The organism is Haloarcula sebkhae (assembly GCF_014647415.1).
Classification (GTDB): domain Archaea; phylum Halobacteriota; class Halobacteria; order Halobacteriales; family Haloarculaceae; genus Haloarcula; species Haloarcula sebkhae.
Window position 1 is genome coordinate 575,691 of the sequence record NZ_BMPD01000001.1, and the last position, 25,151, is coordinate 600,841.

28 protein-coding genes are annotated in these 25,151 nt (G+C 63.5%); 14 read left to right on the forward strand and 14 right to left on the reverse strand.

Annotated features, from left to right (window positions below; all coding sequences use genetic code 11):
* Positions 1 to 40: 40 nt before the first annotated feature.
* Positions 41 to 1,237, reverse strand: a complete 1,197-nt coding sequence (locus IEY38_RS03020; RefSeq protein ID WP_229775212.1) for an ATP-binding protein — start codon at positions 1,235 to 1,237, stop codon at positions 41 to 43.
* A 223-nt stretch (positions 1,238 to 1,460) separates the two neighbouring features.
* Between IEY38_RS03020 and IEY38_RS03025 the strand changes: the two genes are divergently transcribed.
* Together IEY38_RS03025 and IEY38_RS03030 are read left to right on the forward strand one after the other, a co-directional pair.
* A complete protein-coding gene (locus IEY38_RS03025; RefSeq protein ID WP_004515390.1) occupies positions 1,461 to 1,655 on the forward strand; it encodes a cold-shock protein in 195 nt (64 codons plus the stop codon).
* Between the two features lie 2 nt (positions 1,656 to 1,657).
* Positions 1,658 to 1,852 (forward strand): cold-shock protein, encoded by a 195-nt coding sequence (locus IEY38_RS03030; protein ID WP_004515391.1) that lies wholly within the window; start codon positions 1,658 to 1,660, stop codon positions 1,850 to 1,852.
* A gap of 166 nt (positions 1,853 to 2,018) precedes the next feature.
* Here IEY38_RS03030 and IEY38_RS03035 read toward each other — a convergent pair whose 3' ends face one another.
* From IEY38_RS03035 to IEY38_RS03045, 3 genes are all read right to left on the reverse strand, one after another.
* Positions 2,019 to 2,759, reverse strand: coding sequence for a DUF429 domain-containing protein (locus IEY38_RS03035; protein ID WP_188975230.1), 741 nt, complete (start codon positions 2,757 to 2,759; stop codon positions 2,019 to 2,021).
* A gap of 110 nt (positions 2,760 to 2,869) precedes the next feature.
* On the reverse strand, positions 2,870 to 3,055 hold the full coding sequence (locus tag IEY38_RS03040) for a hypothetical protein (RefSeq protein WP_005537226.1): 186 nt from the start codon (positions 3,053 to 3,055) through the stop codon (positions 2,870 to 2,872).
* A 42-nt stretch (positions 3,056 to 3,097) separates the two neighbouring features.
* Positions 3,098 to 3,256, reverse strand: a complete 159-nt coding sequence (locus IEY38_RS03045) for a hypothetical protein (protein WP_188975232.1) — start codon at positions 3,254 to 3,256, stop codon at positions 3,098 to 3,100.
* A 75-nt stretch (positions 3,257 to 3,331) separates the two neighbouring features.
* Here IEY38_RS03045 and IEY38_RS03050 point away from each other — a divergent pair, with 75 nt between their 5' ends.
* Together IEY38_RS03050 and IEY38_RS03055 are read left to right on the forward strand one after the other, a co-directional pair.
* Positions 3,332 to 4,054 carry a nucleotidyltransferase family protein gene (locus IEY38_RS03050; protein WP_188975234.1) on the forward strand — a complete coding sequence of 241 codons (723 nt, stop codon included), beginning with the start codon at positions 3,332 to 3,334 and terminating at the stop codon, positions 4,052 to 4,054.
* Positions 4,055 to 4,111: 57 nt separating this feature from the next.
* Positions 4,112 to 4,708, forward strand: coding sequence for a DUF4864 domain-containing protein (locus tag IEY38_RS03055; RefSeq protein WP_188975237.1), 597 nt, complete (start codon positions 4,112 to 4,114; stop codon positions 4,706 to 4,708).
* Here IEY38_RS03055 and IEY38_RS03060 read toward each other — a convergent pair.
* The 3 genes from IEY38_RS03060 to IEY38_RS03070 are packed head-to-tail and all read right to left on the reverse strand — an operon-like array spanning position 4,705 to position 8,036.
* A complete protein-coding gene (locus IEY38_RS03060; RefSeq protein WP_188975239.1) occupies positions 4,705 to 5,784 on the reverse strand; it encodes a sugar ABC transporter permease in 1,080 nt (359 codons plus the stop codon). The two genes, IEY38_RS03055 and IEY38_RS03060, sit on opposite strands and share 4 nt — an antisense overlap.
* A complete protein-coding gene (locus IEY38_RS03065; protein WP_188975241.1) occupies positions 5,784 to 6,746 on the reverse strand; it encodes a carbohydrate ABC transporter permease in 963 nt (320 codons plus the stop codon). The genes IEY38_RS03060 and IEY38_RS03065 overlap by 1 nt, the downstream gene beginning before the upstream one ends.
* A 9-nt stretch (positions 6,747 to 6,755) precedes the next feature.
* Positions 6,756 to 8,036, reverse strand: a complete 1,281-nt coding sequence (locus IEY38_RS03070; protein ID WP_188975243.1) for an extracellular solute-binding protein — start codon at positions 8,034 to 8,036, stop codon at positions 6,756 to 6,758.
* Positions 8,037 to 8,247: 211 nt separating this feature from the next.
* Here IEY38_RS03070 and IEY38_RS03075 point away from each other — a divergent pair, with 211 nt between their 5' ends.
* Positions 8,248 to 10,338 carry an alpha-amylase family glycosyl hydrolase gene (locus tag IEY38_RS03075; RefSeq protein ID WP_188975246.1) on the forward strand — a complete coding sequence of 697 codons (2,091 nt, stop codon included), beginning with the start codon at positions 8,248 to 8,250 and terminating at the stop codon, positions 10,336 to 10,338.
* Positions 10,339 to 10,430: 92 nt separating this feature from the next.
* The gene (locus tag IEY38_RS03080; RefSeq protein WP_188975248.1) at positions 10,431 to 11,597 is read left to right on the forward strand and encodes an ABC transporter ATP-binding protein; all 1,167 of its coding nucleotides are present in this window, start codon (positions 10,431 to 10,433) and stop codon (positions 11,595 to 11,597) included.
* A 144-nt stretch (positions 11,598 to 11,741) separates the two neighbouring features.
* On the opposite strand, the gene IEY38_RS03085 is transcribed toward IEY38_RS03080, so the two are convergent.
* Entirely contained in the window at positions 11,742 to 13,760 is a 2,019-nt protein-coding gene (locus tag IEY38_RS03085) for a glycoside hydrolase family 15 protein (protein WP_188975249.1), read from the reverse strand.
* 175 nt (positions 13,761 to 13,935) lie between these two features.
* Between IEY38_RS03085 and IEY38_RS03090 the strand changes: the two genes are divergently transcribed.
* Positions 13,936 to 14,988: a TrmB family transcriptional regulator gene (locus tag IEY38_RS03090; RefSeq protein WP_188975251.1), complete on the forward strand. Its 1,053-nt coding sequence runs from the start codon at positions 13,936 to 13,938 to the stop codon at positions 14,986 to 14,988.
* A 36-nt stretch (positions 14,989 to 15,024) separates the two neighbouring features.
* Here IEY38_RS03090 and IEY38_RS03095 read toward each other — a convergent pair whose 3' ends face one another.
* Together IEY38_RS03095 and IEY38_RS03100 are read right to left on the reverse strand one after the other, a co-directional pair.
* Entirely contained in the window at positions 15,025 to 15,492 is a 468-nt protein-coding gene (locus IEY38_RS03095) for a type IV pilin (protein WP_005537210.1), read from the reverse strand.
* A 108-nt stretch (positions 15,493 to 15,600) separates the two neighbouring features.
* Entirely contained in the window at positions 15,601 to 16,599 is a 999-nt protein-coding gene (locus IEY38_RS03100; protein ID WP_188975253.1) for a glutathione S-transferase family protein, read from the reverse strand.
* Between the two features lie 218 nt (positions 16,600 to 16,817).
* Between IEY38_RS03100 and IEY38_RS03105 the strand changes: the two genes are divergently transcribed.
* Complete coding sequence (locus tag IEY38_RS03105) at positions 16,818 to 17,351, forward strand: 50S ribosomal protein L16 (RefSeq protein ID WP_004515406.1); 534 nt, start codon at positions 16,818 to 16,820, stop codon at positions 17,349 to 17,351.
* A gap of 245 nt (positions 17,352 to 17,596) precedes the next feature.
* Complete coding sequence (locus IEY38_RS03110) at positions 17,597 to 17,794, forward strand: hypothetical protein (protein ID WP_188975255.1); 198 nt, start codon at positions 17,597 to 17,599, stop codon at positions 17,792 to 17,794.
* Positions 17,795 to 17,861: 67 nt separating this feature from the next.
* Here the strand turns inward: IEY38_RS03110 and IEY38_RS03115 are convergent, their stop codons facing one another.
* Positions 17,862 to 18,293, reverse strand: coding sequence for a universal stress protein (locus IEY38_RS03115; RefSeq protein ID WP_188975257.1), 432 nt, complete (start codon positions 18,291 to 18,293; stop codon positions 17,862 to 17,864).
* Between the two features lie 175 nt (positions 18,294 to 18,468).
* Between IEY38_RS03115 and IEY38_RS03120 the strand changes: the two genes are divergently transcribed.
* Positions 18,469 to 19,332, forward strand: a complete 864-nt coding sequence (locus IEY38_RS03120; RefSeq protein WP_188975259.1) for an ATP-grasp domain-containing protein — start codon at positions 18,469 to 18,471, stop codon at positions 19,330 to 19,332.
* 57 nt (positions 19,333 to 19,389) lie between these two features.
* On the opposite strand, the gene IEY38_RS03125 is transcribed toward IEY38_RS03120, so the two are convergent.
* On the reverse strand, positions 19,390 to 19,776 hold the full coding sequence (locus IEY38_RS03125) for an Hsp20/alpha crystallin family protein (protein ID WP_004590910.1): 387 nt from the start codon (positions 19,774 to 19,776) through the stop codon (positions 19,390 to 19,392).
* 201 nt (positions 19,777 to 19,977) lie between these two features.
* Here IEY38_RS03125 and gap point away from each other — a divergent pair, with 201 nt between their 5' ends.
* Positions 19,978 to 20,982, forward strand: coding sequence for a type I glyceraldehyde-3-phosphate dehydrogenase (gene gap, locus IEY38_RS03130; protein WP_188975261.1), 1,005 nt, complete (start codon positions 19,978 to 19,980; stop codon positions 20,980 to 20,982).
* A gap of 319 nt (positions 20,983 to 21,301) precedes the next feature.
* Positions 21,302 to 22,507, forward strand: coding sequence for a phosphoglycerate kinase (locus IEY38_RS03135; RefSeq protein WP_188975263.1), 1,206 nt, complete (start codon positions 21,302 to 21,304; stop codon positions 22,505 to 22,507).
* Here the strand turns inward: IEY38_RS03135 and IEY38_RS03140 are convergent.
* The gene (locus tag IEY38_RS03140; protein WP_188975265.1) at positions 22,504 to 22,650 is read right to left on the reverse strand and encodes a hypothetical protein; all 147 of its coding nucleotides are present in this window, start codon (positions 22,648 to 22,650) and stop codon (positions 22,504 to 22,506) included. The two genes, IEY38_RS03135 and IEY38_RS03140, sit on opposite strands and share 4 nt — an antisense overlap.
* 128 nt (positions 22,651 to 22,778) lie before the next feature.
* Here IEY38_RS03140 and IEY38_RS03145 point away from each other — a divergent pair, with 128 nt between their 5' ends.
* Positions 22,779 to 23,357 (forward strand): riboflavin synthase, encoded by a 579-nt coding sequence (locus IEY38_RS03145; RefSeq protein ID WP_188975267.1) that lies wholly within the window; start codon positions 22,779 to 22,781, stop codon positions 23,355 to 23,357.
* Here the strand turns inward: IEY38_RS03145 and IEY38_RS03150 are convergent.
* Positions 23,354 to 24,388 carry a PrsW family intramembrane metalloprotease gene (locus IEY38_RS03150; protein WP_188975269.1) on the reverse strand — a complete coding sequence of 345 codons (1,035 nt, stop codon included), beginning with the start codon at positions 24,386 to 24,388 and terminating at the stop codon, positions 23,354 to 23,356. The two genes, IEY38_RS03145 and IEY38_RS03150, sit on opposite strands and share 4 nt — an antisense overlap.
* Before the next feature lie 166 nt (positions 24,389 to 24,554).
* Between IEY38_RS03150 and pdxT the strand changes: the two genes are divergently transcribed.
* A complete protein-coding gene (gene pdxT / locus IEY38_RS03155; RefSeq protein ID WP_188975271.1) occupies positions 24,555 to 25,148 on the forward strand; it encodes a pyridoxal 5'-phosphate synthase glutaminase subunit PdxT in 594 nt (197 codons plus the stop codon).
* Positions 25,149 to 25,151 lie beyond the last annotated feature (3 nt).

Genomic DNA, 25,151 nt, shown 5'->3' on the forward strand with positions numbered 1-25,151 from the left:
GCCCCCCACAATCAAGAAACGTCGGTCGTGCCGTACCGTGTCACGCTCGCGGGAGTTCGACGACGAAGTGCGCACCGTCAAGATCGGGATTAGTCAATCCAAGGTCAGTTTTCCCAGCGGTGTCGGCAAGGTAGATATCACCGCCGAAGCTCGTAACGAGTGTTTCGACGAGATGGAGGCCGCCACCATGCGTGTCGCCCGCCCGTGGGTCGAAAATCCTGTCGCGCTGGCCCTCGGGAATCCCCGGGCCGCCGTCGACCACGTGAATCTCGACGATGTCGTCGGTCTCGCGGATCGCGACAAATACTGACGGGTGATCGTGGCCGTCTCCCGTCGACTGGGCCGTCTCCGCTCGCTGTGCCTCGTCCTGCAGCACTGCCCCGTCCGTCGCGGTCCCCTCGGCCGAGAGTTCGGCCGCCGGCGTCCCGTGCTCGATAGCGTTCTCTATGAGGTTCCGGAGAACCGGGCGAGCGGCCTCGTTGGTGTATGCCATCGCGCTGTCCGGGGCTCGAAGCTCGATAGCGATGGGATGTGTTTGCTCGATCCGCCGTATCACCGCCTTAGTAATCCCAACGATGTCGGTCGGTTCGAAGGACGGGTCAGAACCGAGGGTTTCGACGACAGACCCGGCGTTGTCGACCAGACTGTCGAGTTCGGTTACCTGCTCATGGATCGCGTCCGCCGCCGTTTGAACCGTCTCCGAGTCGGCGTTACGCCGGATGATCGTCGCCCGGCCGTCGATGACGACAAGCCCGTTCGCGATGTCGTGCCGAAACAGGTCGTTGACGAACGACAGCGTGCTCGCGGTTCGGGTCGCACGGCTGGCATCCTGACGGGCCCGGACCGCGAGCGTGCCCGCGATGAGTCCCGTAACAGCGCCCGTCTCCATCGCCAACAGGGTGACGAACACCGGTTCGGCGATTACTCGGCCCTCCATCATACGGATGAGGACGCTCAGACCGATGACAGTCCCGACTGCGAGGCTGCCAACGACGCTCCAGACGAAAACGGTCCAGATCTGCTCACCCGGTATCGACGACGAAACGAGGCGATAGCTGCCATACGCCAGCACCAGCGGTAGTAGCCCGTCGAGGGCCAACGCGAGCGCGGGGCCGCCGATCTGACCGATACGCTGTGTCTCGATACCGAGGTGCCAGACGATGGCTGCACCTGTGAGAGCGAGGCCGAAGCCAGCGAGCAGCCACGGCGCAAGGCGGGCCCGGACACCGCGGTACATGGTTACTACTTGTGCTCGAATGGCTAATTCCATTTGGTTAGCAAGCCGGTAAGACCGAGCGCGGGACCGGAGCGCCTACAGCCAGCCGGGAGAGCTGGCTGCGTGTGCGCCATGACAGTATTACCCATCCCCTAATCGCCAGACGACGGTCGGTTTTCTCTGTTTCCTACCAGAGCATCGTACCGACACTGTTATCCGTGGTGCTGGCATCTCTTTGGTTGCAATGGCGAAAGGAACGGTTGATTTCTTCAACGACACTGGCGGTTACGGTTTCATCGACACTGAGGACGCGGACGAGGACGTCTTCTTCCACATGGAAGATATCGGCGGCCCGGACCTCGAGGAAGGACAGGAGCTCGAATTTGACATCGAGCAGGCGGACAAGGGTCCGCGCGCCAACAACGTCACGAGGCTCTAACAATGGCGGAAGGCACTGTCGACTTCTTCAACGACACTGGTGGCTACGGCTTCATCGAAACCGACGATGCGGACGAAGACGTCTTCTTCCACATGGAAGACGTCGGCGGCCCTGACCTCGAAGAGGGACAGGAAGTCGAGTTCGACATCGAGCAGGCGGACAAGGGTCCGCGTGCGACCAACCTCACGCGACTGTAAGACGGCTTCTGTCTACAGTCTAGCACTATAATCACTTGTCAGCGGTCGCGGTGTACCATAGCGTACACGACGGTGGCGCTGGCACGTACATAACTCACGACGAGCAACAGCGCTCGTCGAGACACGTCACTACGTGAGCGGTCGCGACATCGCTCGATAGGCAATTCTACGTGAGGAGTGGCGACGCCGCCCGATAGACGATCTCCATCGGGAGGCCCACCGCGTCCCGCGGCGGCTCAGGCGGGAGCGTGTACAGCTCCCCGTCACCCGGGGCAGCCGTGTACGCGAGCACAACGGCGTCCAGTACGTCGTCGACGGCCACCGCTGCACCACCGGTCGCTTCGGCGGCTTTCTGGACTGTCGGGGCGGCGTCGCGGTCGTGCTGTGCAAGAATCCGCATCCGCTCGGCGTATCCCCCAGCAGTGCGCTTCGAGTAGCTAAGCGGCTCACCGGCGAGGGCCCGGAAGCAGACCTCCGGGTGGGATTCTCGGATAGCGGCGGCGGCCTCGGGCAGTTCCTGCAAGAGCTCGTCGACCCGGGCGAGGCTGTCGCTGCGCGCGAACGCCCGTTCGGAGAGGTCGTGGTCGGTCTTGCGCCTGTGGACGCGATTGGCCGTCGAGTAGCGCTGTTTTCGGGTCGCTTCTCGTACCGGCGGCGTGTGGATCGTCGTGCTGCGCGCTCCGAGGACTGACCGGGCGAGTTCGTCGCACCGGCGGTCCGGTTCGCCGGATTCCACGAGTCCGATCGGCACCCCGACCAGAATCCGGCGGGCGCGCTCCTCGTAGGCTGACCAGCACTCACCGATACTGTCGAACACCGACGCGTGGTCGAAACCGTCGCCGGTGAACGCGACAGCGACCCAGGACTCGTCGCTCCGATCAACGCCGACGTACAGCGGTTCCGCCATTGTGGATACTCGTTCCGACGGGCGCAAAAGTGTACCCCGAGGTGTTTCTTGGCCAACTGGTCTGGTCTCCGGCTAGCTGTCCAAGCGCTGGCTGCCCCGACGGCTGGTCGTTACGACTGCCCGAACTTCGTGAGTTCCTTGAGCGGTACGAGCCGGTGTTCCATCGCTGGCTTCGTGTAGCCAGCCGACTCCTCGGAGACGCCGCTGGTGAACACCAGCATCTTCTGTTGGAGGACGTGCGGTACGCCGTCGTTGTCCCGGATGATGTCGACCGAGCGCCACGCTTCGTCTTCCATGTGTCATCCCCACACACTGCTGCCACCTGTCTCTTTCCCCCGTCAGGAGTCCGGCCCGACGAATATCGTTCGGAGTCGTGCACCGCAGTTCGGACAGCACAGCGTCTGCCAGCGGTCGGTGTCGAGGTCGGCGAACGTCTCCCGTCGAATGGCTTCCTCGGCAGAGACCGACCGGCCGCAGGTGTCACACTCCTCGACCATACGTCGGGGTTGGCAGGCCGCGGACAAAACCCGCTCGCCCACAGGCATTTAGCCGGCCCGAGCGTGGGGCCGGATATGGACGGCGTCGTACTCGCTGCCGGCGAAGGGACGCGGATGCGGCCGCTCACTGCGGACAAACCGAAGGGACTCGTCGAGGTGGACGGAAAGCCACTGCTGACACACTGCTTCGAGACGCTGCTGTCGGTCGGCGTCGACCGATTGGTGGTCGTCGTCGGCTACCGCGGCGACGACATCCGATCTCACTACGGCGACCAGTACCAGAACACGCCAATAGCGTACGTCCAGCAGGACGAGCAGTTGGGGCTGGCGCACGCGCTCGAACAGGCCAGTTCCGCCGTCGACGGGACCTTCGTCGTGCTGAACGGCGACAACGTCTGCCGGGCGAACCTTGGCGACGCGCTCGACCGACACCGCGAGACTGACGCCAGCGCGACGCTGCTCGTCGAGGACGTGTCGCGGGCGGAAGCTAGGTCGACCGGTGTCGTCACGACAGACGGCGAGGGCGGGGTGACCGGCCTCGTCGAGAAGCCGTCGGACCCGCCGTCGACGCTTGTCACCCGAGGCTTCTTCGCGTTCGAACCGGCCATCGGCCACGCCTGCGCGCTGACGCGCCCCTCCGAGCGTGGCGAGTACGAACTGCCCGACGCAATTGACTTGCTGTTGAGCGCCGGCCACCGGGTCGAGGCGGTCGAACTGGAGGGGTGGTGTCACAACGTCAACGAACCGGGTGACATCGATACCGTCGAACAGCGACTCAGCGAGAGCGTCGGGGGCTGACAGGCGACTCGTCGTCCCCGACAGAACACCGAAGGCAGTCCGCCCCAATACAGGGGTATGACAGCCAGCCGACCGCTCGTACTCGTCGTACTCACCGTTTTCGTCTCACTGGCGGGCTGTGGTGCGTTTTTTCGGACTGGGGAAACAGGGCCAGAACCGACGATAACGCCCGCCACCGTGCCGACAGAGGAGCCACAGGCGGTGGAAGCGACAGACGAAGGAAGCTACTGGGGGAACGTCTCCGTCGACGCCAACCGGTCAGCGGTAACACAGCCGCGAGTCCTCGAACTACGACCGAACTGCAAGCGGCCACCGGGACTGGTCGTCCATATTCAGGTGCTGGCGCTGCGGAACAACGACCCGGCGACAAACGAGGGCATCAACACCACCTGGCAGTTCGCGTCCCCGTCGAACCGGGACCTGACGGGACCGTACGCGAACTTCGTCCGGACAATCCAGAGCAGGTTCGAACCGCTCTTGAACGCGACGGGCGTGCGGTACGGGCCGCTGGACCGCGACGGCGACACCGCCTCACAGTCGGTGACGGTCGTCAACGGGACCGGAGCGACGACAAGCTACCAGTGGACGGTGAAAAAGCAGACCGAAGCGCCCTACGAGGGCTGCTGGATGACGGCTGGCGTCACGCCGGCCTAACCTTCCATCCCGCTGAAGGAGAGGCCGCCCTCGATGTAGCGCTGGGCGAACAGATACGCCAGCATGATCGGCGAGGCGAAGGTGAGCGCGAACGCGGAGAAGCGCGCCCATGGGATGGAGTACTCGTCGACCATCGCGTACAGGCCGACCGGCAGGGTGTAGTTCTCCGTCCCCAGCAGCGTCTGGGCGACGACGAACTCCGTCCACCCGGTGAGGAAGACGAAGATGAACACCGTCGCCAGCCCGGCGGTCGACATCGGAATGATGACCTCGGTGACGACCCGCCACGGCGGCGCGCCGTCGACGACGGCGGCCTCCTCGTAGGAGACCGGAATGCCGTCCATGTAGGTCTTCAGTAGCCAGGTGTTGAACGGGACAGCGGTCGCCGCGTAGTACACCGCAAGCGCCAGCTTGCTGTCGTTGATGCCGAACTGGACGTACAGCGCGTACATCCCGATGAGCAGGGCGACTCCGAGACCGCCCCCGACCTGCGTCATCAGCACGTAGAGGAACAGGATCTTCCGGCGGAAGAGGAACTCCCGGCGCGAGAGAGCATACGCCGCCGGAATGATGAGCGACATCGCGATCAGAACAGTTGGAATCGCCACCATGAGGCTGTTCCAGAGGAAGCGCTTGAACTCCGACGGACGGGTGACGCCGTAGTCGGAGGCGTCCAGAATTTCGATCCCCGGCGTCTGGAACACGAAGGCGAGGTCGGTGAACGGGATGGCCGCGGTAACCGAGTACGACGGCACGATGAGGTCGCCGATTACCCAGATGAACGGTTTGACCGTCGGATTGGTGGGCAGTAGTGAGAAGCTCTCTGAGGTGTACAGCGAGCTTCCGGAGCCGGAGAGGGCCGCCATCAGAATCCAGTAGATCGGGAAGAGCAGCGCCAGCACGACCAGCGTCGCACCGATGGTCGAGAGGATGACCTTCAGAACTTCGGACGCGGGCAGTTCGCCCCGACGGACCGCCTGCACGGTGTAAGACCACTTTCGGACCGTCCGTGCTGGCATCGTCGCGAACGTCTTGATGTCATCGCCGAGCTTCCTGGCGATCGCATCGAGCAACATCAGTCGTTCACCCCGTCGGCGAGCTTGCCTTTCTTGACGTTGAGCCACATGAACGCGCCGATGAACACGAGCGCGATGATGCTGATGGCCGCACCACGGCCGTACTGCTGGAACGACAGTGCCTCACGGTAGCCGTAGACGACGATGAGTTCGTTCGCCCGCGCCGGGCCGCCCTGGTTGAACACGAACGGAATGAGGAACTGCTGGAACGACGCCGCAGATGTCAGAATCGACGCAAACAGGACAGGCCGTTTGATTGACGGAAGCGTGATGTGCGCAAAGCGTGCGAGGAACCCCGCGCCATCGACGACGGCCGCCTCGTGGAGTTCCTCGGGTACGTCCTGTAGCGCGCTGACGGTGATGATGACCATGAACGGGTACGCCAGCCACGCCTCCGTGACGTTGTATGCGATGAAGGCGGTCCAGCGGCCCGAGAGCCACGCGACCGAACTCGCCCCGAACGCGGTCAGCAGTTGATTCATCAGCCCGAACTCGGCGGAACTGAAGATGCCGCGCCACACGGTGATAGTGAATATCGGCGGCAGCCCCATCGGGAAGATGATGAGCGAGCGCAGGACGCGCTTGCCGCGGACGAGTTCGCTTGTCACGATAAGCGCGATAGCCAGGCTCGCCCCGATTTTGAGCGTGACACTCGTGGCGACGAACAGCCAAGTAACGCCGAATGAATTCCAGAACTGGCCGTCGGTCAGCACGTCGGCGTAGTTCTCCAGCCCGACGAACAGCGCGTCACCGAACGTGAGTACGGCGACGACGCCCTCGCCGGCGAACAGGTTCGCTGGCTCGGCGTTGGTAAACGAGATCCCCAGCAGGTAAAGCACCGGGAACAGCATGAACGCCGAGAACACGAACAGTCCCGGGAGCACTAGCAGTAACGACGCGTCGTCCCGCGTCAGAAACGGGACCGACTCGATCCGGTCCGCCGCTCGTGAAACCGTACTCATGGGCGTTTCTCACTCCCAGTTGCTACGGATTTCCTCGGCGGCGGTCGTCAGTGCGTCTTCGGCGCTCGCGTCGCCGTTGAACGCTTCGATGAGAGCGTTCTCAAGCGGCGACCACACCTTGTTCATGCGCGGGTCGGTCGGCATCGGGATTCCTTGGCTGACGGTCTGGGAGTACGTCTGGACGTGGTCGGGAAGTTCGTCGCTGCCGACGAGGCTGTCGAGCACCGGAATCGCGCCCTGCTCCTCGGCGAGCCGCGTCGCGTGGTCCTCGTTGGTGGCGAACCACTCGACGAAGTTCCGGGCGGCCGTGGCGTCGGCCCCGCCCTCGTTCATCGCGTCCGCAAAGTACCACATCGAGATGCCGGTGTACGGCGTCACCTCGCCGCCGTCGATGGCAGGGAACGTCGCCACTTCGTAGTTCACGTCGCTCTGGTTCAGCGTCGCCAGGTACCACGGCCCGTTGACCGCAAAGGCGGCGTTCCCCTCCGAGAACGTCGCGGCCTGCGGTTCGTAGTTCGGGTCGTCGGGCATGTACGGACGGAGGGTGTCGAGGGCGAACTGAAGCCCTTCGACGGCTTCGTCGGCATCCAGCCCGAGCGCCGGGTCCTGCTCCGGGTCGAAGTAGTAGCCACCGAAGGCCTGAATCCACCCGCTGGTGAAGTACGGATCAAACGGCGCAGCAAGGCCGTACTGGCTGCTGCTCGGGTCGTGGTACTCCTCCATTACCGACACCATGTCGTCGATAGTCTCAGGTGGTTCGTCGACGATATCGGTGTTGTAGATGAGCGTCACCGTCTCCGCCGAGTGCGGAAGGCCGACGACGGCGTCGTCGAACTGGACGGCGGAGGCGGCGGCGTCCGTGAACTGGTCTAAGCTCACAGAAAGTTCGTCGGACTGGTCGACGACGAACTCGCGCTGGTAGTAGTCGCCCACCCAGTCGTGCGCCCACTCGAAGATCTCCGGCCCCTGCCCGGCCGGAATCGCGCTCGTAGTCTTCTTTTCCATGTTGGAGATGTCCGACCCCTCGACGGCGAACTCCGTCTCGCTCGTGAACGTCTCCATCGCGTCCTTGCGTGCGGGGATCTCCGAATCCTGGAGCTGGTACCACGCCGTTGCAGTCCCGCTGGACTGCTGACTCCCGCCGTTGGACCCGCTGCTGGACCCGTCGCCTGACGCCGTTCCCCCGTCCGAGCCGCCATTACCCTGCTCTTGCACGCTACAGCCAGCCAGGGCTGCAGCCGCACCAACGCCGCCGATCCGCTTGAGCACGGTCCGTCGTTCCATTGTCATGGATAGATATTGGATGAAATAGTCCTTCATAACTTAAATCATTCGGAAATAGAAGGATACAATGATGATAGATTCCGAGACTCGACAGCGAATTGCTCCGATGTGTGTCGGTTTTAGTGAACCCAAGTGGCCGGAAATTACGATGTGATAGTTTTTCTTAAATTCAGCTCGAAACGTAACACTCACAGTACCGTCCCCGCACCGTAGGCGTATGCACCATCCAGGCCCGCCGCGGTTCGCCGCCGTCGGCGAGTCGGTCGAACTAGCCCCGCGTCAGCCCGACCCCGACATGGCTGCTGAGTGGCGGCTAGTCGAGCGGCCAACTGCGAGTACGGCAACGCTTCGCGACGGCCCAATCAGTCACCTCGAACCAGACACACCGGGTGTCTATCGAGCCGAGTTAACCGCACCGGACGGCACACACGAGCAAGTCGTCCGAGCGTTCCCGAAGGTCACCGAGGCGGTCCAGTTCAGCGTCACGACGGACGACTTCGAACACGGTGGCGACCTCGCCGTCGCCGACCGCGCCATCGTCATCGGGAAGTTCAACGACTTCACGATGGGAACCCACTGGGCCGAGCGCGACGGCGACGAGTGGGTCATCGAGACCGAACTCCCGCCGGGGACCCACCACGCGATTTTCAGTTTCGACGGCTCCTTCGAATCGACCGCGACTGACGAGGTTACCGTCGAGGGACCGGGTCGCCCTCAGGTCGAACTCACCGGCGAGACAGAGGACGGGGACCTCGTCGTCGCGGCAGACGCCCGCGCGGCCCCGTCGGGAAGCGAACCGGAAGTCGAGTTCCATCTTGACGGCCGAGACACGCTGGGAGAGTCGGCCGTGACCACCGACGGTGACGAACTCCGAGTCCCACGCGAAGCACTGCCCGAAACGGCCCGAGTTCACGCGGTCGCCGTCGCCGAGCGCCACAGTGTCGCGGACACGCTAGTCGTGGAATGTGGCAGGAAAAGCGAGGACGCAGGCGCGGGCGAGACGGTATCTGTCTCGCGGCCGGCCGACCCGCCGGCCTGGGCCGGCGACGCCACCATCTACGAGATATTCGTCCGGTCGTTCGCCGGCGAAACCGTCGACACGACCTTCGAGGCCATCGAGCGACGGGTCCCCTACATCGAGTCGCTGGGCGTCGACGTGGTGTGGCTCACCCCCGTTCAGGCGAGTCCGACCCGTCACGGCTACCACATTACTGATTTCTTCGACACCGCCGAGGACCTGGGAACACGCGAAGAGTTCGAATCGCTGGTCGACCGACTCCACGACGCGGGGATTCGGGTCGTCTTCGACCTGGTCATCAACCACAGCTCGCGGGACCATCCGGCGTTCCAGCTTCACCGAGCCGGTGTCCCCGAGTACGCCGACTACTACGAGCGAATCCCGGCGTCGCAGGATATCTCCGACGTCGACTGGGCGGGCGAAGACGCGCCGGGACACTACTTCAACTGGACGCGGATCCCGAACCTCAACTACGACTCGCTCGACGTCCGGCGCTGGATGCTTGACGTGGTCGACGAGTGGCGCGACGTGGTCGACGGGTTCCGCTGTGACGTGGCCTGGGGCGTGCCACACGGGTTCTGGAAGGAGGTCCGGGGGCGGGTGAAAGCCGACGACCCAGAGTTCCTGCTGCTCGACGAGACGGTCCCGCGTGACGCCGCTTTCGCCGAAAACGAGTTCGATGTCCACTACGACACGGACCTGTTCGACACGCTCCGCGATATCGGGACCGGCGAGGAACCGGCGTCGGCGCTGTTCGAGGCGCTCGACGCGACGGCCGAGCACGGCTACCCCGACCGCGCCGGCCATATGCGGTACGTCGACAACCACGACGAAGACCGCTACCTCGACAAGTACGGGGACGCGTCACTACGGGCGGCTGTCGGGGCCACGTTCACCCTCCCCGGGACGCCGATGATATATGCCGGGCAGGAGCGCGGCGTCGAACAGCAACGCGGGACGATGCGCTGGCACGACGGCGACAACGACTTAACCGACTTCCACCGGCGACTAGTGGCACTACGGTCGGACCACGCCGCACTGCGCGCGCCCGGGGTGCACCCGATTCCCTACACCGTCGAAACGGGCGATGCGGACAGCGTCGTCGCGTACGAGCGCACCGACGGCGACGAGACGCTGGTGGTCGTCCTGCACTTCGGCGACGGCACGGTGAGCGTCTCACTCGACACCCCGGTCGCGGACACTGACCTTCTCAGCGGTGACCCGGTCGGCAGTGACGGGACGGTCAAGGTCGGCGATATCGTTGTGGTATCAGCGCCGAACGGCCGCTGACGGCGCTCGGTTCCATGCCTGCATCGACTCTGCTAGAACTTCTATGAAAAATCCCATCAAACTTATTATCATCGGGTGTGAGACCCTGTGTAATGGCGAGTCTCGAACTAGACGGTCTCCGCAAGGAGTTCGACGGTGGCTCCATCGTGGCGGTCGATGACATCGATCTGTCCATCGACGACGGGGAGTTCGTAACGGTCGTCGGGCCCTCGGGGTGTGGAAAATCGACGACCCTACGGATGATTGCCGGGCTTGAGCGGCCGACGAGCGGCCGTATCCGCATCGGCGACGAGGACGTGACCGACGTTCACGCCCGCAAGCGCGACGTCGCGATGGTGTTTCAGAACTACGCGCTGTACCCGCACAAGTCTATCCGACAGAACATGGCCTTTGGCCTCCGGATGAGCACGGACCTCTCGAAGGAGGAACGGCAAGAGCGAGTCACCGAGACAGCGGAGATGATGGGTATCGGGGACCTGCTCGATGACACGCCGGACCAGCTCTCCGGCGGGCAGAAGCAGCGAGTCGCGCTCGGGCGCGCCATCGTCCGGGAGCCGGACGTGTTCCTCTTCGACGAGCCACTCAGCAACCTCGACGCGAAGCTCCGGACGACGATGCGGACGGAGATCCAGCGCTTGCAGGAGGAACTCGGGATCACGGCCGTCTACGTCACCCACGATCAGGAGGAAGCAATGACGATGGGCGACCGCATCGTCATCCTCAATGACGGGGAACTCCAGCAGGCCGGCCAGCCAAAGACGGTGTACGAGAATCCAACCAACCAGTTCGTCGGCGGCTTCGTCGGCTCGCCCTCGATGAACTTCCTCGACGTGACCACGGAGCCGCTCAGCAGCGGCGTGCGGCTCACCGGCGCTAACGACGACTTCTCTTATGACCTCATGGGCGGCCGCGTCAGTGCATTCGGCGACAGCCAGCGCGGGTCGTACGTACTGGGTATCCGTCCGGAACACGTTTCCGTCAGCGACGATGGCGACCAGAACGCCGTCCCGGCGACGGTCGACGTGCTCGAACCCATCGGCAGCGACAACTACCTCTATCTCGATCTGGGCCAATCGAAGACCGGGTTCGAGGGCGACGGCGCGCCGGATTTCATCGCCAGAGTGAGCACCGACGTGGAGCCGGCCATCGGTGACCGCGTGCAGGTGTCGTTCGACGAATCTGCCGTGCACCTGTTCGACCCGGAGACCGGCGAGGCGGTCACGACCGGCGAGGACGCGCCTGTCGCAACACCGCAGTAGGGCGATAGCCAGTGTTCCAAGTTCAGACGTAATCGCTGTTTTCGACTACTTGTAGAGTCCCTACGGCCATCCGCTACGCTTTCGAACGTCAAGCAGCGTGGTCCACGAAAGAGGGTACCCGCGGACGACCAGTGACCCAGCAGTTCACTCGCGGGCGCTCAGTGGTTCGGCAGTGAGCTCCCCGGCGTCATCGAGGTGGGCCACAGTGGCCAGCCGGAGTGCGTGGGGCCAGCCGAGCGGCGTGCCACAGTCAGGCGTCCCATCGTCGAACAGTTGTTCGGGGAGGTAGCCGCTGGACTGAACGAGCGAGCCACCGGGGAGAATCTCCCCCAGCAGATCCCGGGACCAGGCGTAGGCCGCCGTCGCTCGGCTTTCGTCGGCATCACGCAGGAGCGCACCCAGCTGGGCGGCACTGTTTGCGCCCCACGCCGTCGAGACGGTCCAGATTTTCTCGCGGTCCTGTGAGCCGCGCCGCCAGTCATCGCCCTCGAAGCGGACGAGGCCGCGGATGTCGCCGGTGTCCCGTTCCAGCCCGTCGAGTGTCGTCTCGACGTGGGTAAAGAGCCGATCACGGGTCTCCGCGGGCAGGTCGATGGCCTCGGTGGCGACGCGACAGGCGGCGGGGAGGGCCAGCGTCGCGGAGTCCAGTCGGTCGTCGATGGTCCCGTCGTGTTCGCGGAGAGCGTAGCGGTCACCGGTCCACAGCGCGTCCAGCGATGACAGCACCGTCTCGGCCTGTGACCGGGCGTGGTCTCGGAGCGTGGCACAGACGGGCGCGCGGGCGACGGCCGCGTAGGCGTGCAAGAAAGTCGCAGCGGTGTGCGTGAACCGGCCCTGCATGTTCTCCCAGGCGTTCTGACAAGCGACGGGAAGGCCGTCGTCGGCCAGCGTGTCGTCGATGCTCTCGACGGCGCGCCCGAGTGTGGCTTCGATACACTCCGGGTCGGCCGGGTCGCCGATCCGGAGGTACGTCGCGAGGAAGGTGGTGACGCTCGCGGTCTGGTCAGCCTGATAGTCCGCGTCCGAACCACTTTCGAGCCGGGCGTTTGCCCAACCCGGGGCAAGCGTCTCGTCGCCGGGCCAGACACGGTGCGGCCAGCTCCCGTCCGGTTGCTGGGTTCGGCAGTAGAACTCAGCGGAGCGCTGATGCCACGCATCGAGTCCGAGGTCGAACGTCCCGTCGGCTTCGAGCAGAAACGCCGATATCTCGGCATCGTCGCGGAACCACGTGTAGCCGTAGCCGCCGGAGGTGACGTAGTACGGGTCGAAGTCCGGTGCAGCGATTCTGGCACCGTTCGTGGCCGAAAGCAGCGAGAGGACGCGGAGGTCGGCCACGACGCTTTCGCGACTCGGCGTGTCCGCGGGGACGCTCCACCGCCGCTGTGCCTGACCTGCTTCGAGCAACGTCTCCGAGGTGTAATGGTCGCTCACCAGCCGGTCGATGGTCGACAGCGCCGCGTCGCGGTCGGTGTCGTCCGTGTCCGTCAGCAGCGTCGCCAGTGTGACGCCCCCGTCGATAAACGGCGCGGACAGCAGTACACCACCGGTCAGCGTCGTGTCCTCGTACCGGCGCTCCCCAGTTGCCCGGGGGAACGAGACCGGGTCGTCGTCGACGAGTTCGGGGAACCGCTCGGGGATTTGGCCCTGAACGGCGTCGAATTCGGTAGAGACACCGACGAAGTCGTGTTCGGACCGGTGGTAGGCCTCGACGGTGTTTCCGTGCATCAGCAGGCTCTGTCGGCCGTCCCGCCCGTCGGGTGCGAAACCGACGAACGCCCGAAGCGACACGTCGGCGGGTGCGTCGCCACGAAGTTCGAACCGGGTGACGTGAGCCTGCTCGATAGTACAGTCCGTCTGGACGACGGCCCAATCGCCGCAGTCGTGGACCGTCTCGACGACGCCTGCGTCACCGCGATACCGCTGGTCGGCGTCGGCGCTGAACCACGTCGTCGAACCCGTGTCGATACCGAACCGCGAGCGGTCGATCCCCGTGAGCCCACACAGCGGATAGGAGTAGTCCCGCAGCGAGCCGTCGCTGTCAACGTGCACCAACCGGCTGTCGAGTCCGGAGAAAGTGCCCGTCGTAGAGCGGAACTCGCCCGGGAACTGGTGACGGCGGTCCCGGGTCCGCTTGAAGTCGTTAAGTGCCGTCCGGAGCGTCATTGGTGAGAGACACCACTGCAGGGAATATAAAATATGGTGTAATAGTTTTTCATTCTTGTGAACGGCGGTGGTGGGCTAGTCGACGATACGGCTCCGTTGTGACGGCTTCGGAGGTGTTGGCGGGCCATACAGCACCGAAACACAATTATCCGCCGCCGTTACCAGATGTGAACAGATGGACGATTCGACTCTCAGGGACAGGCTGGGGCAACTGGGCCTGTCGGAGAAGGAAGTCGACACGTACCTGTCGATTCTCGGCAGCGGCGAGGCCACGGCCAGCGAAATCGCCAACGACACCGGTGTCTCCAAACGGTACGTCTACAGCATCAGTGAATCGCTCGAAGATCGCGGGTTCATCGAGGTCAACGACCACGTCGTGCCCACGACGATACGCGCCCGGCCGCCTGAGCAAGTCATCGACGCCCTGACCGACCGGCTCGAAGAGATGAGCGGGGCGCTCGATTCACGATACTCGTCGACTGCGCGGGAACCCCAGCAGTTCGACGTCATCAAGTCGCGGGTGACAGTCATCAAGCGACTCACGGAGTACATCAGAAACGCGGAACGCGAGATCATGCTGTCGGTTCCACAGCAGTACCTCCCCGAAATCGCTGAGGAACTGGCTGCGGCCGTCGACCGCGGCGTCCTCGCGATGCTTGTCGTCAGCAGCGCCGACGGCCTGCGCCCTGACGACGCGAGCGGGCTGGCCTCCGTGGTCCGGTCGTGGGACCAGCCGATGCCGATAATGCTCACCGTTGACGCCCAGTTCGGCCTCGTCTCCCCGACCGAGATGGTGACACGCACCAACTCCGACCAGCGTGCTATTGCCTTCGTCCAGCAACAGCTCGTCCCCGTGCTGTCGGGGTCGTTCCTCGGGAACTACTGGCTGATGGCCACCGAGGAGACCGTCACCGACCCGGCCTCGCTCCCGGCCACCTACCACGATTTCCGCCACGCCGTCCTCCAGGCGACGCTCCATCTGCGCGCCGACCACGACATCCACGTCTCCGCGGACGTACGGGCGGTACAGGCCGACGACGACACCACCACCATCGAGGGGACCGTCGTCGAGACGAAACAGGGCCTCGTCGAACCGGAGACCAACTCCTACCCCATCGAACACACGCTGGTCGTCGACATCGGCGACCGGACTGTCTCGCTGGGCGGCCCCGGATCGTTCATCGAGGACTACGAAACCGACGAAGTCACGCTCTCGCTAGCCGAGTGAGGAGAGCCAGTCCGACAGCGGAGCCGAAACAGCCGTTCAGTTGCGCTGGCTCGGGTCCGGCCAGCGGTAGATGACGTACGTTTCCGACTCCGGATCGTCCACGGGGTTCCAGACGAGTCGAAGCGTCGCGTCGCTCAGGTCCAGCGGTGCGCCGCTTCCAGTGAACTGTCCCTGATGTATCGTGATCTGTGTCCCCGACGTGATCCGCGTCGAAGCCTGTGCCTGTATCGGATCGGTGTCGAGCGTCACGTCGCTGCCGTCAGCTCGCTTGGCACCGGAGACGACAACAGTGAGGTTGTCCCTGTAGACGGTTTCACCACTGCTGAAGCTGAGGTTCAGATACTCTCCGTTACCGGTGGTCCGCTCGTTGTAGTCGGCCACGATAGCGACCTGCGGTGCCTGCGTGGGTCGCTGCTCGCTGAAACCGAGCGCGAACACGCCGACGGTGGCCGCGAGAATTGCAGCAATTCCGACGAGGATGACGACGCCGATGACTGGGCTCACGGCCCGACTTCGCCCATCTACCCGACTCATTGACCACAGGTGAGAGCTGGGTGTATAAAAGGAACAGCGTCGGCTCAGCGTTCGATATCCGGCCGCGAAACTGCCCGGTTACGCCGTCGGAAGTAGCGTTTCAGGGAGGTCGCCCGGCAGTTCGTCGCGGTCGTGCGCAGCCTCGAAGTCGGGATCGGGACCCATCGGGACGATGCGCTTCGGGCTCACGTCGGGGTGCGTGGTGTAGTAGTGCTCCGTGATGTGGTCCATGTTCACCGTCTCGGCGACGCCGGGGAGCTGGTAGAGGTCCCGGAGGTACGGCCAGAGGTTGTCGTACTCGCGGATGAGCTTGTGGTTGCACATGAAGTGGGTGTGGTACACTTCGTCGAAGCGCACGAGCGTCGTGAACATACAGATATCCGCCTCAGTCAGGCGGTCACCAGCGAGGAAGCGCTGGTCTTCGAGCACGCTGTCCCAGTGGTCCAGCGCGTCGAACAGCTCCTCGACGGCCTCGTCGTAGGCCGACTGGCTGTTCGCGAAGCCACAGCGGTAGACGCCGTTGTTGATGGGCTCGTAGATATCGTCGATGATGCGGTCGACCTCGTCCTGATACCCCTCGGGGTAGAGGTCGACGTCGTTGTCAGCCACATCGTCGAACTCAGTATCGAGCATTCGGAGGATCTCTTCTGACTCGTTGTTGACGATTGTCTCCTCCTGTTTGTCCCACAGCACCGGAACCGTCACGCGGCAGGTCGCGTCGGGGTCGGCCGCGACGTAGACTTCACGAAGGTAGTCAGATCCGTTGACCGTATCCGATGTGCAGCCGTCCTTCTCGGGCGTGAACTGCCAGCCGTCCTCGCCGCGGAACGGGTCGACGTAGTCGACGGTGATGGCGTCTTCGAGTCCCAGCAGCTTCCGGGCGACCAGAATCCGGTGGGCCCACGGGCAGGCGCGACAGGCATACAGGTGGTACCGGCCGGCCTCAGGCTGGAACCGTGCGTCGGGGTCGTCCTCGACCCGGTCACGGAAGGTCGTGTCCTGTCGGTCGAACGCCCCGTCCTCGTCTGTCGTTTCGTACGCGTCGGTCCGCCACTCGCCGTCGACGAGCATATTCATGGTAACAGTCGTACGCGTGCAAAGCCTAAAAGAGCGCGGTGACAGCGGTGTTACCGGACCAACACCGTTTCCCGATACTACCGAGAGCAGGTGCCCAGCAACGGTCAGTCTGGGGCCGCTCGCGGTCGCGGGCCGGTGTATGGGACACCGCGACACGCCGCCGGGCGGGTTCGAAGCCCTTATTGGGCCGCTCGGCGACGTATTCTCCAAGAGTACCTATGTCGGACAAACCCGCCTCAATGTACCGGGACATCGACAAGCCCGCGTACACCCGACGCGAATACATCACAGGCATTCCCGGGTCGAAGATCGCACAGCACAAGATGGGCCGCAAACAGAAGGACGCCGACGATTACCCCGTCCAGATCAGCCTCATCGTCGAGGAGACTGTCCAGCTCCGTCACGGCTCGCTGGAGGCCTCCCGCCTGTCGGCCAACCGCCACCTGATCAAGGAGATCGGCGAAGAGGGTGACTACAAGATGACGCTGCGGAAGTTCCCCCACCAGGTCCTGCGCGAGAACAAGCAGGCGACCGGTGCCGGGGCCGACCGTGTCTCCGACGGGATGCGTGCCGCCTTCGGGAAGATCGTCGGTACCGCCGCCCGCGTCCAGGCTGGCGAACAGCTGTTCACCGCCTACTGCAACGTCGAGGACGCAGAGCACGTCAAGGAAGCGTTCCGCCGTGCCTACAACAAGATCACGCCCTCTTGCCGCATCAAGGTCGAGCGGGGCGAAGAACTGCTGATCGCGTAAGTCAATCAGCAACGTCTTTTCACCGTTCGCAGAGCGCGCGAAGAGCAGCTGATCGAGTAAATCGGACAGCGGCGTTCGCTCACCGTTTGGACGGCGGAGCAACCGTCCCGACTTCGTTTTTCCGCGCCGCTCCGAAAAGTACCGAGTGGCGTCCCAGTCGTTAGACAGCACAGTCGTAGCCACTTCTTTGTTTCATGTTACCAGTACCCGCAATACTCTTCGACCCGTCCCGCGTACCTCCTCATATGGTACTCCGACTCACACTCCTGGCCCTCGGCGTCTTCGAACTGCTCCGGCCCCGGAAAGTCGTCGACTTCTGGATGGGGCTCGCAACGACAGATGGTGACGAGATCAACCTTCGCCCGTGGGTGTACAGCGCCGCCCGCGTCGAGGGCGCGCTCCTCGTGCTGTGGGTGCTCCGGCGGCGTTGTGGCGGCGAGTGACTCGGCAAAACGGCTGGAAAACGACCGCCACACAACACTGGTGACCGGCGCTGCTACCGGTTGCCCGCTACGTGTTGCCGGACAACTGGACCGTCAACACCGGCACGTCCGCCGTCCGAACGACCTTCTCGGTGACGCTACCCAGCAGAAACCGGTCCAGACCGCTCCGGCCGTGGGTTCCCATGACGATCATATCGACACCCGCAGCCGCTGCATAGTCGATAATCTCCTCGTATGGGTCGCCCATTCGGTGCTCGGCGACAACGGCCGCGCCGTGGTCGGTGATCTCGTCGACAGTCTCGTCGATGACTTGTTCAGTCTGTTCCTGTAGCGATTCGATGGTCGTTGCTTCTGCCGCGGCACTCCCGAGATACGTCGAGTCGACGACAGAGAGCACGTGAATCGTCGCGTCGTGCGTCTCCGCCAGTTCAAGCGCGTGTGCGAGCGCCTCGTCTGCACCGTCACTCCCGTCGGTCGGAAAGAGAATATCGTCGTACATACGTGGCCAATTTCCCCCAGAACACTTAGTATTTATTTGACAAAATCGGAGATAGCTGCGTATTCATCCACACAACCCAACATTCTGTGGGTTGTAGTTGCCGGAGGGCGGCGCGCGACAGGGCTTCGACTGTGGGCTGCGAGCGTGTTTTATTCGTCCAAGACAACGAAACAGCATGTACAGGCTGGCCGTCGCCACGAACGCCGAGACCTTCGAGCGGATGCAGGCCCCGCTGGCGGCCCGCGATATCGAGGTGGGCCACGTCGAGACGGCCGAGCGGACGCTACCACTCGACGAGAGTCCCTACGACGAGTACGACGTGGGCTTTGTCTACCCCTCCCGAATCATGGAGGGGGCCGTCGCCGATGCTATGCTGGACGTGCCGTGGGTCAACGACCGCGAGGCCATTCTCCGCTCGCGAAACAAGGCCGACGTACTGGCGCGTCTCGGCCGGGCAGGCGTTCCGGTTCCCGAGACCGTCGTCGTGTCGAACCCGGCGAGCGAGGCCGAGCTAACGGCGGCTTTCGAGCGGTTTGACCTACCCGTAGTCGTGAAGCCGAACTCGACGACCCGCGGCGTCGGCGTGGCCAAGGCCCACGATCTGGATTCGTTTCTCGGCATCGTCGACTACCTCGATCTGGTCCACGACTACCGCGCGGTCGGCGACCAGTCGTTTCTCGTGCAGGAGTACATCGCCGACGCCGCCGACTACCGCGTGATGGTCGTCGACGGTGAGTACGTCGGCGCGGTCGAGCGCCGCCTCCCCGAAGCGAGTCGTGACCAGGGCCGATGGAAGCACAACGTCCATCGCGGGGCCAAGGCGGAAGGGCAGGCACTGCCAGCGGCGCTGCGGGAACTGGCCGAAGACGCGGCCGACGAACTGGGGATTCCGTACCTCGGCGTCGACCTGCTAGTGACCGACGACCGCGCGGTCGTCAACGAGACGAACGCCCGGCCGACGATCGATTCGGCGACGAAGTACGAGGACGGCTTCTGGGACGACTTGGCGGCGTTGATACGGAAAACAGCGGAGCAGTAGCGGAACAGGCGTACTGCGGCTAGCGCGCAAAAAAACCAGAAGCGACTGACAGGTGTGCTACAGTTCGATGTCCGCGGAGTCCTCTTCGGGGTCGAAGGTGACTTCGAGGATGCCGTTGTTGTACGTCGCGGCGGCGGAGTGTTCGTCGACGCGGGTCGGCAGGGTCAGTCGTTCGTGGTACTCGCGCTCTGGACTTTCGGCGTTGATCGTGAGGACAGTGCCGTCGCACTTGAGGTCGATCGCGTCCTTGTCGACACCCGGAACGTCGGCGACAACTCGGATCTCCTCGTCGGTTTCGTGAACGTCGACGTGGAGATCGGCCCCGCCGCCACCGGTGTCCCGGTCGATGTGGACGTCGCCTTCGGCCCCCATCATCTCGTCCATCATCCGCTCTATTTCCCGGAAGAACTCATCGAACGGGTCGTCACTGTCATCGCGTCTCATTCCTATACACCAGTACGTCCGTCCGTTTCAAAAGCCTTCGGACGAACCTAGTACCTGCCAACAGATACCGTCCAGCGGGCGCTCTCATCTGAGCTAGCACCCTCACTATTAATCATTCGTGCCCGAACACGCATAAACAAACACAAATTTACAACAAATCCGAAAACATTTTACACTGACCGACTGCCTTTCTAGACACCAATGAGTAAGCCAGTCCGTGTCGGCCTCAACGGCTTCGGCCGTATCGGCCGCAACGTACTCCGCGCATCGTTACACAACGACGACGTCGAAATCGTCGGCATCAACGACGTGATGGACGATTCGGAGATCGATTACTTCGCCCAGTACGACACTGTCATGGGTGAACTCGAAGGAGCCAGCGTCGACGACGGCGTCCTCACGGTCGAGGGGACCGACTTCGAGGCGGGCATCTTCCACGAAACCGACCCCACACAGCTCCCGTGGGAAGACCTCGATGTGGATGTCGCCTTCGAAGCGACCGGCATCTTCCGCACCAAGGAGGACGCGAGCCAGCACCTCGACGCCGGGGCCGACAAGGTCCTCATCTCCGCGCCGCCGAAGGGCGACGAGCCGGTCAAGCAGCTCGTCTACGGCGTCAACCACGACGAGTACGACGGCGAAGACGTCGTCTCGAACGCCTCCTGTACGACCAACTCCATCACACCGGTCGCGAAGGTTCTCGACGAGGAGTTCGGCATCAACGCCGGCCAGCTGACGACGGTCCACGCCTACACCGGCTCCCAGAACCTGATGGACGGCCCGAACGGCAAGCCCCGGCGTCGCCGCGCGGCCGCCGAGAACATCATCCCAACCTCGACCGGTGCCGCGCAGGCGGCTACCGAGGTCCTGCCCGAACTTGAGGGCAAGCTCGACGGGATGGCCATCCGCGTCCCGGTGCCGAACGGCTCCATCACCGAGTTCGTCGTCGACCTTGACGACGACGTGACGGAGAGCGATGTCAACGCCGCCTTCGAGGAGGCCGCCGCTGGCGAACTCGAAGGCGTGCTGGGCGTCACGAGCGACGATGTCGTCTCCTCCGACATCCTTGGAGACCCGTACTCCACACAGGTCGACCTGCAGTCGACGAACGTCGTCTCCGGGATGACGAAGATCCTCACGTGGTACGACAACGAGTACGGCTTCTCGAACCGGATGCTCGACGTGGCCGAGTACATCACCGAGTAAGCGCAGAAACGGTTTGCAGCGCCAGTAAAGTTTATAATTATTATTCACTAAAGACACTACACACAGAGAGCCTGAGCCAGTACCTGACTACTGGTCGGCTCTGTGTGTCGGCACAAGCCCGTGTTCGCAGCTGACGCGCCGTGTCCCGGCGTCGGCTGTGTACGGCGCAAGTGTCCCCACCAACTCCCCACCCCACCCCTCTCCCACCCTCACTTTTGCGTTGGCAACCAGAGCAGATACCGGTGCTACTCCCCCTAACAGGCCACTCACTGTTCGGACTCGGAAACCGTTAAGCGGCCGGCAGGTGTCCTCCCGAGTGATGACTTTCCAGACGCTCGATGACCTTGACGACGGACAGCGCGTCCTCGTCCGACTCGATCTCAATTCACCGGTGGAGGACGGTACGGTACAGGACAATCGACGGTTCGACCGTCACGCGGAGACGATCAGCGAACTCATCGACCGTGGGTTCGAGGTCGCGGTGCTGGCCCACCAGGGTCGCCCGGGCCGCGACGATTTCGTTTCGCTCGAACAACACGCAGATATCCTTGCCGACCACATCGACCACGATGTGGACTTCGTCGACGAGACCTACGGGCCACAGGCGATTCACGACATCGCCGATCTCGACGGCGGCGACGTGCTCGTCCTGGAGAACACGCGGATGTGCGACGATGAACTGCCCGAGGAGGACCCCGAGATCAAATCACAGACGGAGTTCGTCCAGACGCTGGCCGGGGAGTTCGACGCTTACATCAACGACGCCTACTCCGCGGCCCACCGCTCGCACGCCTCGCTCGTGGGCTTCCCGCTGGTAATGGACGCTTACGCCGGCCGCGTGATGGAAACCGAGTACGAGGCCAACACCGCCATCGCCGAGAAGGAGTTCGACGGGCAGGTGACGATGGTCGTCGGCGGAACGAAGGCCACCGACGTCATCGACGTGATGACCCACCTCGACGAGAAGGTCGACGACTTCCTGCTCGGCGGTATCGCGGGCGAACTGTTCCTGCGAGCCGCTGGCTACCCGGTCGGCTACGACATCGACGACGCGAACCTCTACGACGAGCAGTGGGAACAGAACAGCGAAAAGATCGAATCCATGCTCGAAGACCATCGCGACCAGATCACACTCGCGGTCGATCTGGCCTACGAAGACGACGACGGCGACCGCGCCGAGCAGGCCGTCGACGACATCGAGGAAAAGAGCGTCTCCTACCTCGACGTTGGGAGCGAGACGGTCATGGAGTACTCACCGATCATCCGCGACTCCGAGGCCGTCTTCGTGAAGGGCGCGCTGGGGATGTTCGAGGACGAGCGGTTCTCGGTCGGGACCGCCGGCGTGCTCGAAGCTATCGCCGACACCGACTGCTTCTCCGTCGTCGGCGGCGGTGACACCTCACGAGCCATCGAGATGTACGGAATGGAAGAGGACGAGTTCGGCCACGTCTCTATCGCGGGTGGGGCCTACATCCGGGCACTGACCGGCGCGGAACTGGTCGGCGTCGAAGTGCTGCAGCGTTAACTGCGGCCTTTCGTCTCGGCGTGTCGCAGGTCCCAGTCCTCGATTATTTCGTCGGGCACCTCGACGATTCGCCCGGTTTCGGTCGGCTCCGTCCGTGCGTGACGGCCAGTCCAGTCGTGGTCAGCGTCGGGCGTGGCTGCCATACACTGCGTTACCAGCGGCGATGATAAATTCCTTCTGCAATATTGGTGTAAACAATTACTCGATTCCGAGTCTATATTACGTCTCCGGGAAGCGAAGTGCTTTCCGCCAGCCGCGCCGTATCTGGCATATGTTCACCGGAATCGTCGAGACGACCGGCGAGGTGCAGGCGGTTATTGACGACGAGGGCGGGCGTCGGATGCGGATCGGCGCGCCGTTCGAGGGACTCGACCACGGCCAGTCGATCAGCGTCAGCGGCGTCTGTCTCACCGTCGAGAAAGCAGCCGACAGCGAGTGGTTCGAGGTATTTCTCGCTCAGGAAACCCTTGCCCGGACGTTCTTCGACGATCTTGCAGGTGGTGATCAGGTGAACCTCGAGCGGGCGGTGCCCGCTGACGGCCGATTCGACGGCCACATCGTACAGGGCCACGTCGATACGACGGCCGAAATCGTCGGTATCGAGCAGGAAGGCGAGGACTGGACGTTCACGTTCTCTCTGCCCGAGGACCATCGGGACTATCTAGTCCAGAAAGGGTCGATAACGGTCGACGGCATCAGCCTGACTATTGCCGACCGGCGCTCCGAGGAGTTCGACGTGGCGATCATCCCGACGACGTACGCCGAGACGACGCTGTCGGAGAAGACGGTCGGCGATCCGGTACATCTGGAGGTCGACGTAGTTGCGAAGTACGTCGAACAGCTGGTTTAAGGGTCAAACTCGGTCTGTTCCGGCCGAAGCGCAGTCTCGTCCGGGTCCTCATGAGCGCGCTTGTAGGCCCGCCGGTAGGTGTGAACTTTCTTCAGCAACAGCAGGCCGAAGAACGAGTCGTACACGATGACGAATCCGAAGAACGCGACGAGGAAGTCGACGTTGTATATCGTGGCCACGATGGCGGTAACTGGGCCGGCCAGCGTGTTGTAGACGGCGTGGATGAGCGAAGCGATGAGCAGTCCCTTCAGCACGATTGGGCCGGCATCATCGGGGTTGAACTTCGCCAGACCGAGGTAGTAGCCGGCGAAGGCCGAGTAGATGACGTGTCCCGGTCCTGCGAGTGCTCTGACCGCGGTGATGTCACTACTGGCCGCGAGTAACTCAACCGTCCCCGTAGCCATCTCGGCGTTTTGGGTGATGTACAACGCGTTTTCAATGGTCGCAAAGCCAAGGCCGGCGGCAGCACCGTACACTGCACCGTCGACGACGGCGTCGAAGCGGTTGTCGCGGAAGGCGTACAGGCGCACCGCCAGCAACTTCACTGTCTCTTCGACGGGACCGACGATGAGGAAGAAAACGAACACCTGACCGAGGAACGGGACCAGACCGAATCCGGAGCCGATAGCCTGCACCGGCTCGCCCAAGCGGCCGTTGAGAATACCGGCAAAGCCGGCAAACAGCACGCCCAGAAGGAACGTCCCCACGAGCAGCGTCAGCGGTTCCTCCGTGGTCACATCAGCGTAGTAGATGTAGGCCGCGAGACCAAACGCCGGCACAGCAGAGAGAATTGCCATCCCGGCAAACAGCGGCTGGTCGCTGAGTGCGCCGAGGCTCCCGAACGCCACCTGCAAGAGGAGAATCAGAATGGCCGCAAGGATGACCAGATACCGCAGCGTCCGTATTCCGATGTGGTAGAGCCAGTGGGCGAACCGGTCCAGCGTCGACCGGGGCTCCCAAGTCGATATCTCGTAGAGATCAGCAGACCCGTCAGCGTTTGCCTCAACCGGGTCCTGCCGGTGCTTTCCCATGTCCCACGTCTACATCCCGTCTCACCTAACCGTTTGGTTCGGCTATAACCGAGCGAGCACTGGGCGGCGGTATGGCTGTCACTGTATTCAGTCAGGACAGTCCCTGCCAAAACGGACACTTGCAGGAGACGAGAGGCTTTTCGCACGGGGTCACCAACAGGGATATATGACGCTACGCGCGGGTGTACTCGCGGTTCAGGGCGATGTCTCTGAACACGGGGACGCAATCGAGCGGGCAGCAACGGCCCACGACCGGACTGCAGAGGTCGTCGAGATACGCGAGGCAGGGCTGGTCCCGGACTGCGATGTCCTGTTGCTACCGGGGGGGGAATCGACCACGATTTCGCGGCTTATCCACCGGGAAGGCATCGCAGAGGAAATCGAATCTCATGTCGACGCCGGCAAGCCGGTGCTGGCGACGTGTGCCGGGCTCATCGTTAGCGCGACCGACGCACAGGACGACCGCGTCGACACGCTGAACGTCATCGATGTCTCCGTCGAACGCAACGCCTTCGGGCGACAGAAGGACAGCTTCGAGGCCCCGCTTGACGTGACCGGGCTCGACGACTCGTTCCCGGCGGTGTTCATCCGCGCACCAGTCATCGACTACGTCGGCGAGGACGTCGAAGTGCTGGCGACGTGGGACGACCGTCCGGTCGCCGTCCGTGACGGGCCGGTCGTCGGCACGTCGTTCCACCCCGAGCTGACCGAGGACCCGCGCATCCACGATCTGGCCTTTTTCGACTCGGTGGAGTCGTAGCGA

Bases quoted from the DNA above. Each gene is read 5' to 3' on its own strand.
- IEY38_RS03115 (WP_188975257.1), bottom strand. From the start codon at position 18,293: ATGTACGACGATATTCTCTTTCCGACCGACGGGAGTGACGGTGCAGAC.
- IEY38_RS03135 (WP_188975263.1), top strand. From the start codon at position 21,302: ATGACTTTCCAGACGCTCGATGACCTTGACGACGGACAGCGCGTCCTC.
- IEY38_RS03150 (WP_188975269.1), bottom strand. From the start codon at position 24,388: ATGGGAAAGCACCGGCAGGACCCGGTTGAGGCAAACGCTGACGGGTCT.
- IEY38_RS03050 (WP_188975234.1), top strand. From the start codon at position 3,332: ATGGACGGCGTCGTACTCGCTGCCGGCGAAGGGACGCGGATGCGGCCG.
- IEY38_RS03025 (WP_004515390.1), top strand. From the start codon at position 1,461: ATGGCGAAAGGAACGGTTGATTTCTTCAACGACACTGGCGGTTACGGT.
- gap (WP_188975261.1), top strand. From the start codon at position 19,978: ATGAGTAAGCCAGTCCGTGTCGGCCTCAACGGCTTCGGCCGTATCGGC.
- IEY38_RS03125 (WP_004590910.1), bottom strand. From the start codon at position 19,776: ATGAGACGCGATGACAGTGACGACCCGTTCGATGAGTTCTTCCGGGAA.
- IEY38_RS03055 (WP_188975237.1), top strand. From the start codon at position 4,112: ATGACAGCCAGCCGACCGCTCGTACTCGTCGTACTCACCGTTTTCGTC.
- IEY38_RS03080 (WP_188975248.1), top strand. From the start codon at position 10,431: ATGGCGAGTCTCGAACTAGACGGTCTCCGCAAGGAGTTCGACGGTGGC.
- IEY38_RS03120 (WP_188975259.1), top strand. From the start codon at position 18,469: ATGTACAGGCTGGCCGTCGCCACGAACGCCGAGACCTTCGAGCGGATG.
- IEY38_RS03065 (WP_188975241.1), bottom strand. From the start codon at position 6,746: ATGAGTACGGTTTCACGAGCGGCGGACCGGATCGAGTCGGTCCCGTTT.
- IEY38_RS03030 (WP_004515391.1), top strand. From the start codon at position 1,658: ATGGCGGAAGGCACTGTCGACTTCTTCAACGACACTGGTGGCTACGGC.
- pdxT (WP_188975271.1), top strand. From the start codon at position 24,555: ATGACGCTACGCGCGGGTGTACTCGCGGTTCAGGGCGATGTCTCTGAA.
- IEY38_RS03090 (WP_188975251.1), top strand. From the start codon at position 13,936: ATGGACGATTCGACTCTCAGGGACAGGCTGGGGCAACTGGGCCTGTCG.
- IEY38_RS03060 (WP_188975239.1), bottom strand. From the start codon at position 5,784: ATGTTGCTCGATGCGATCGCCAGGAAGCTCGGCGATGACATCAAGACG.
- IEY38_RS03040 (WP_005537226.1), bottom strand. From the start codon at position 3,055: ATGGAAGACGAAGCGTGGCGCTCGGTCGACATCATCCGGGACAACGAC.
- IEY38_RS03035 (WP_188975230.1), bottom strand. From the start codon at position 2,759: ATGGCGGAACCGCTGTACGTCGGCGTTGATCGGAGCGACGAGTCCTGG.
- IEY38_RS03100 (WP_188975253.1), bottom strand. From the start codon at position 16,599: ATGAATATGCTCGTCGACGGCGAGTGGCGGACCGACGCGTACGAAACG.
- IEY38_RS03110 (WP_188975255.1), top strand. From the start codon at position 17,597: ATGGTACTCCGACTCACACTCCTGGCCCTCGGCGTCTTCGAACTGCTC.
- IEY38_RS03140 (WP_188975265.1), bottom strand. From the start codon at position 22,650: ATGGCAGCCACGCCCGACGCTGACCACGACTGGACTGGCCGTCACGCA.
- IEY38_RS03070 (WP_188975243.1), bottom strand. From the start codon at position 8,036: ATGACAATGGAACGACGGACCGTGCTCAAGCGGATCGGCGGCGTTGGT.
- IEY38_RS03045 (WP_188975232.1), bottom strand. From the start codon at position 3,256: ATGGTCGAGGAGTGTGACACCTGCGGCCGGTCGGTCTCTGCCGAGGAA.
- IEY38_RS03105 (WP_004515406.1), top strand. From the start codon at position 16,818: ATGTCGGACAAACCCGCCTCAATGTACCGGGACATCGACAAGCCCGCG.
- IEY38_RS03085 (WP_188975249.1), bottom strand. From the start codon at position 13,760: ATGACGCTCCGGACGGCACTTAACGACTTCAAGCGGACCCGGGACCGC.
- IEY38_RS03075 (WP_188975246.1), top strand. From the start codon at position 8,248: ATGCACCATCCAGGCCCGCCGCGGTTCGCCGCCGTCGGCGAGTCGGTC.
- IEY38_RS03145 (WP_188975267.1), top strand. From the start codon at position 22,779: ATGTTCACCGGAATCGTCGAGACGACCGGCGAGGTGCAGGCGGTTATT.
- IEY38_RS03020 (WP_229775212.1), bottom strand. From the start codon at position 1,237: ATGTACCGCGGTGTCCGGGCCCGCCTTGCGCCGTGGCTGCTCGCTGGC.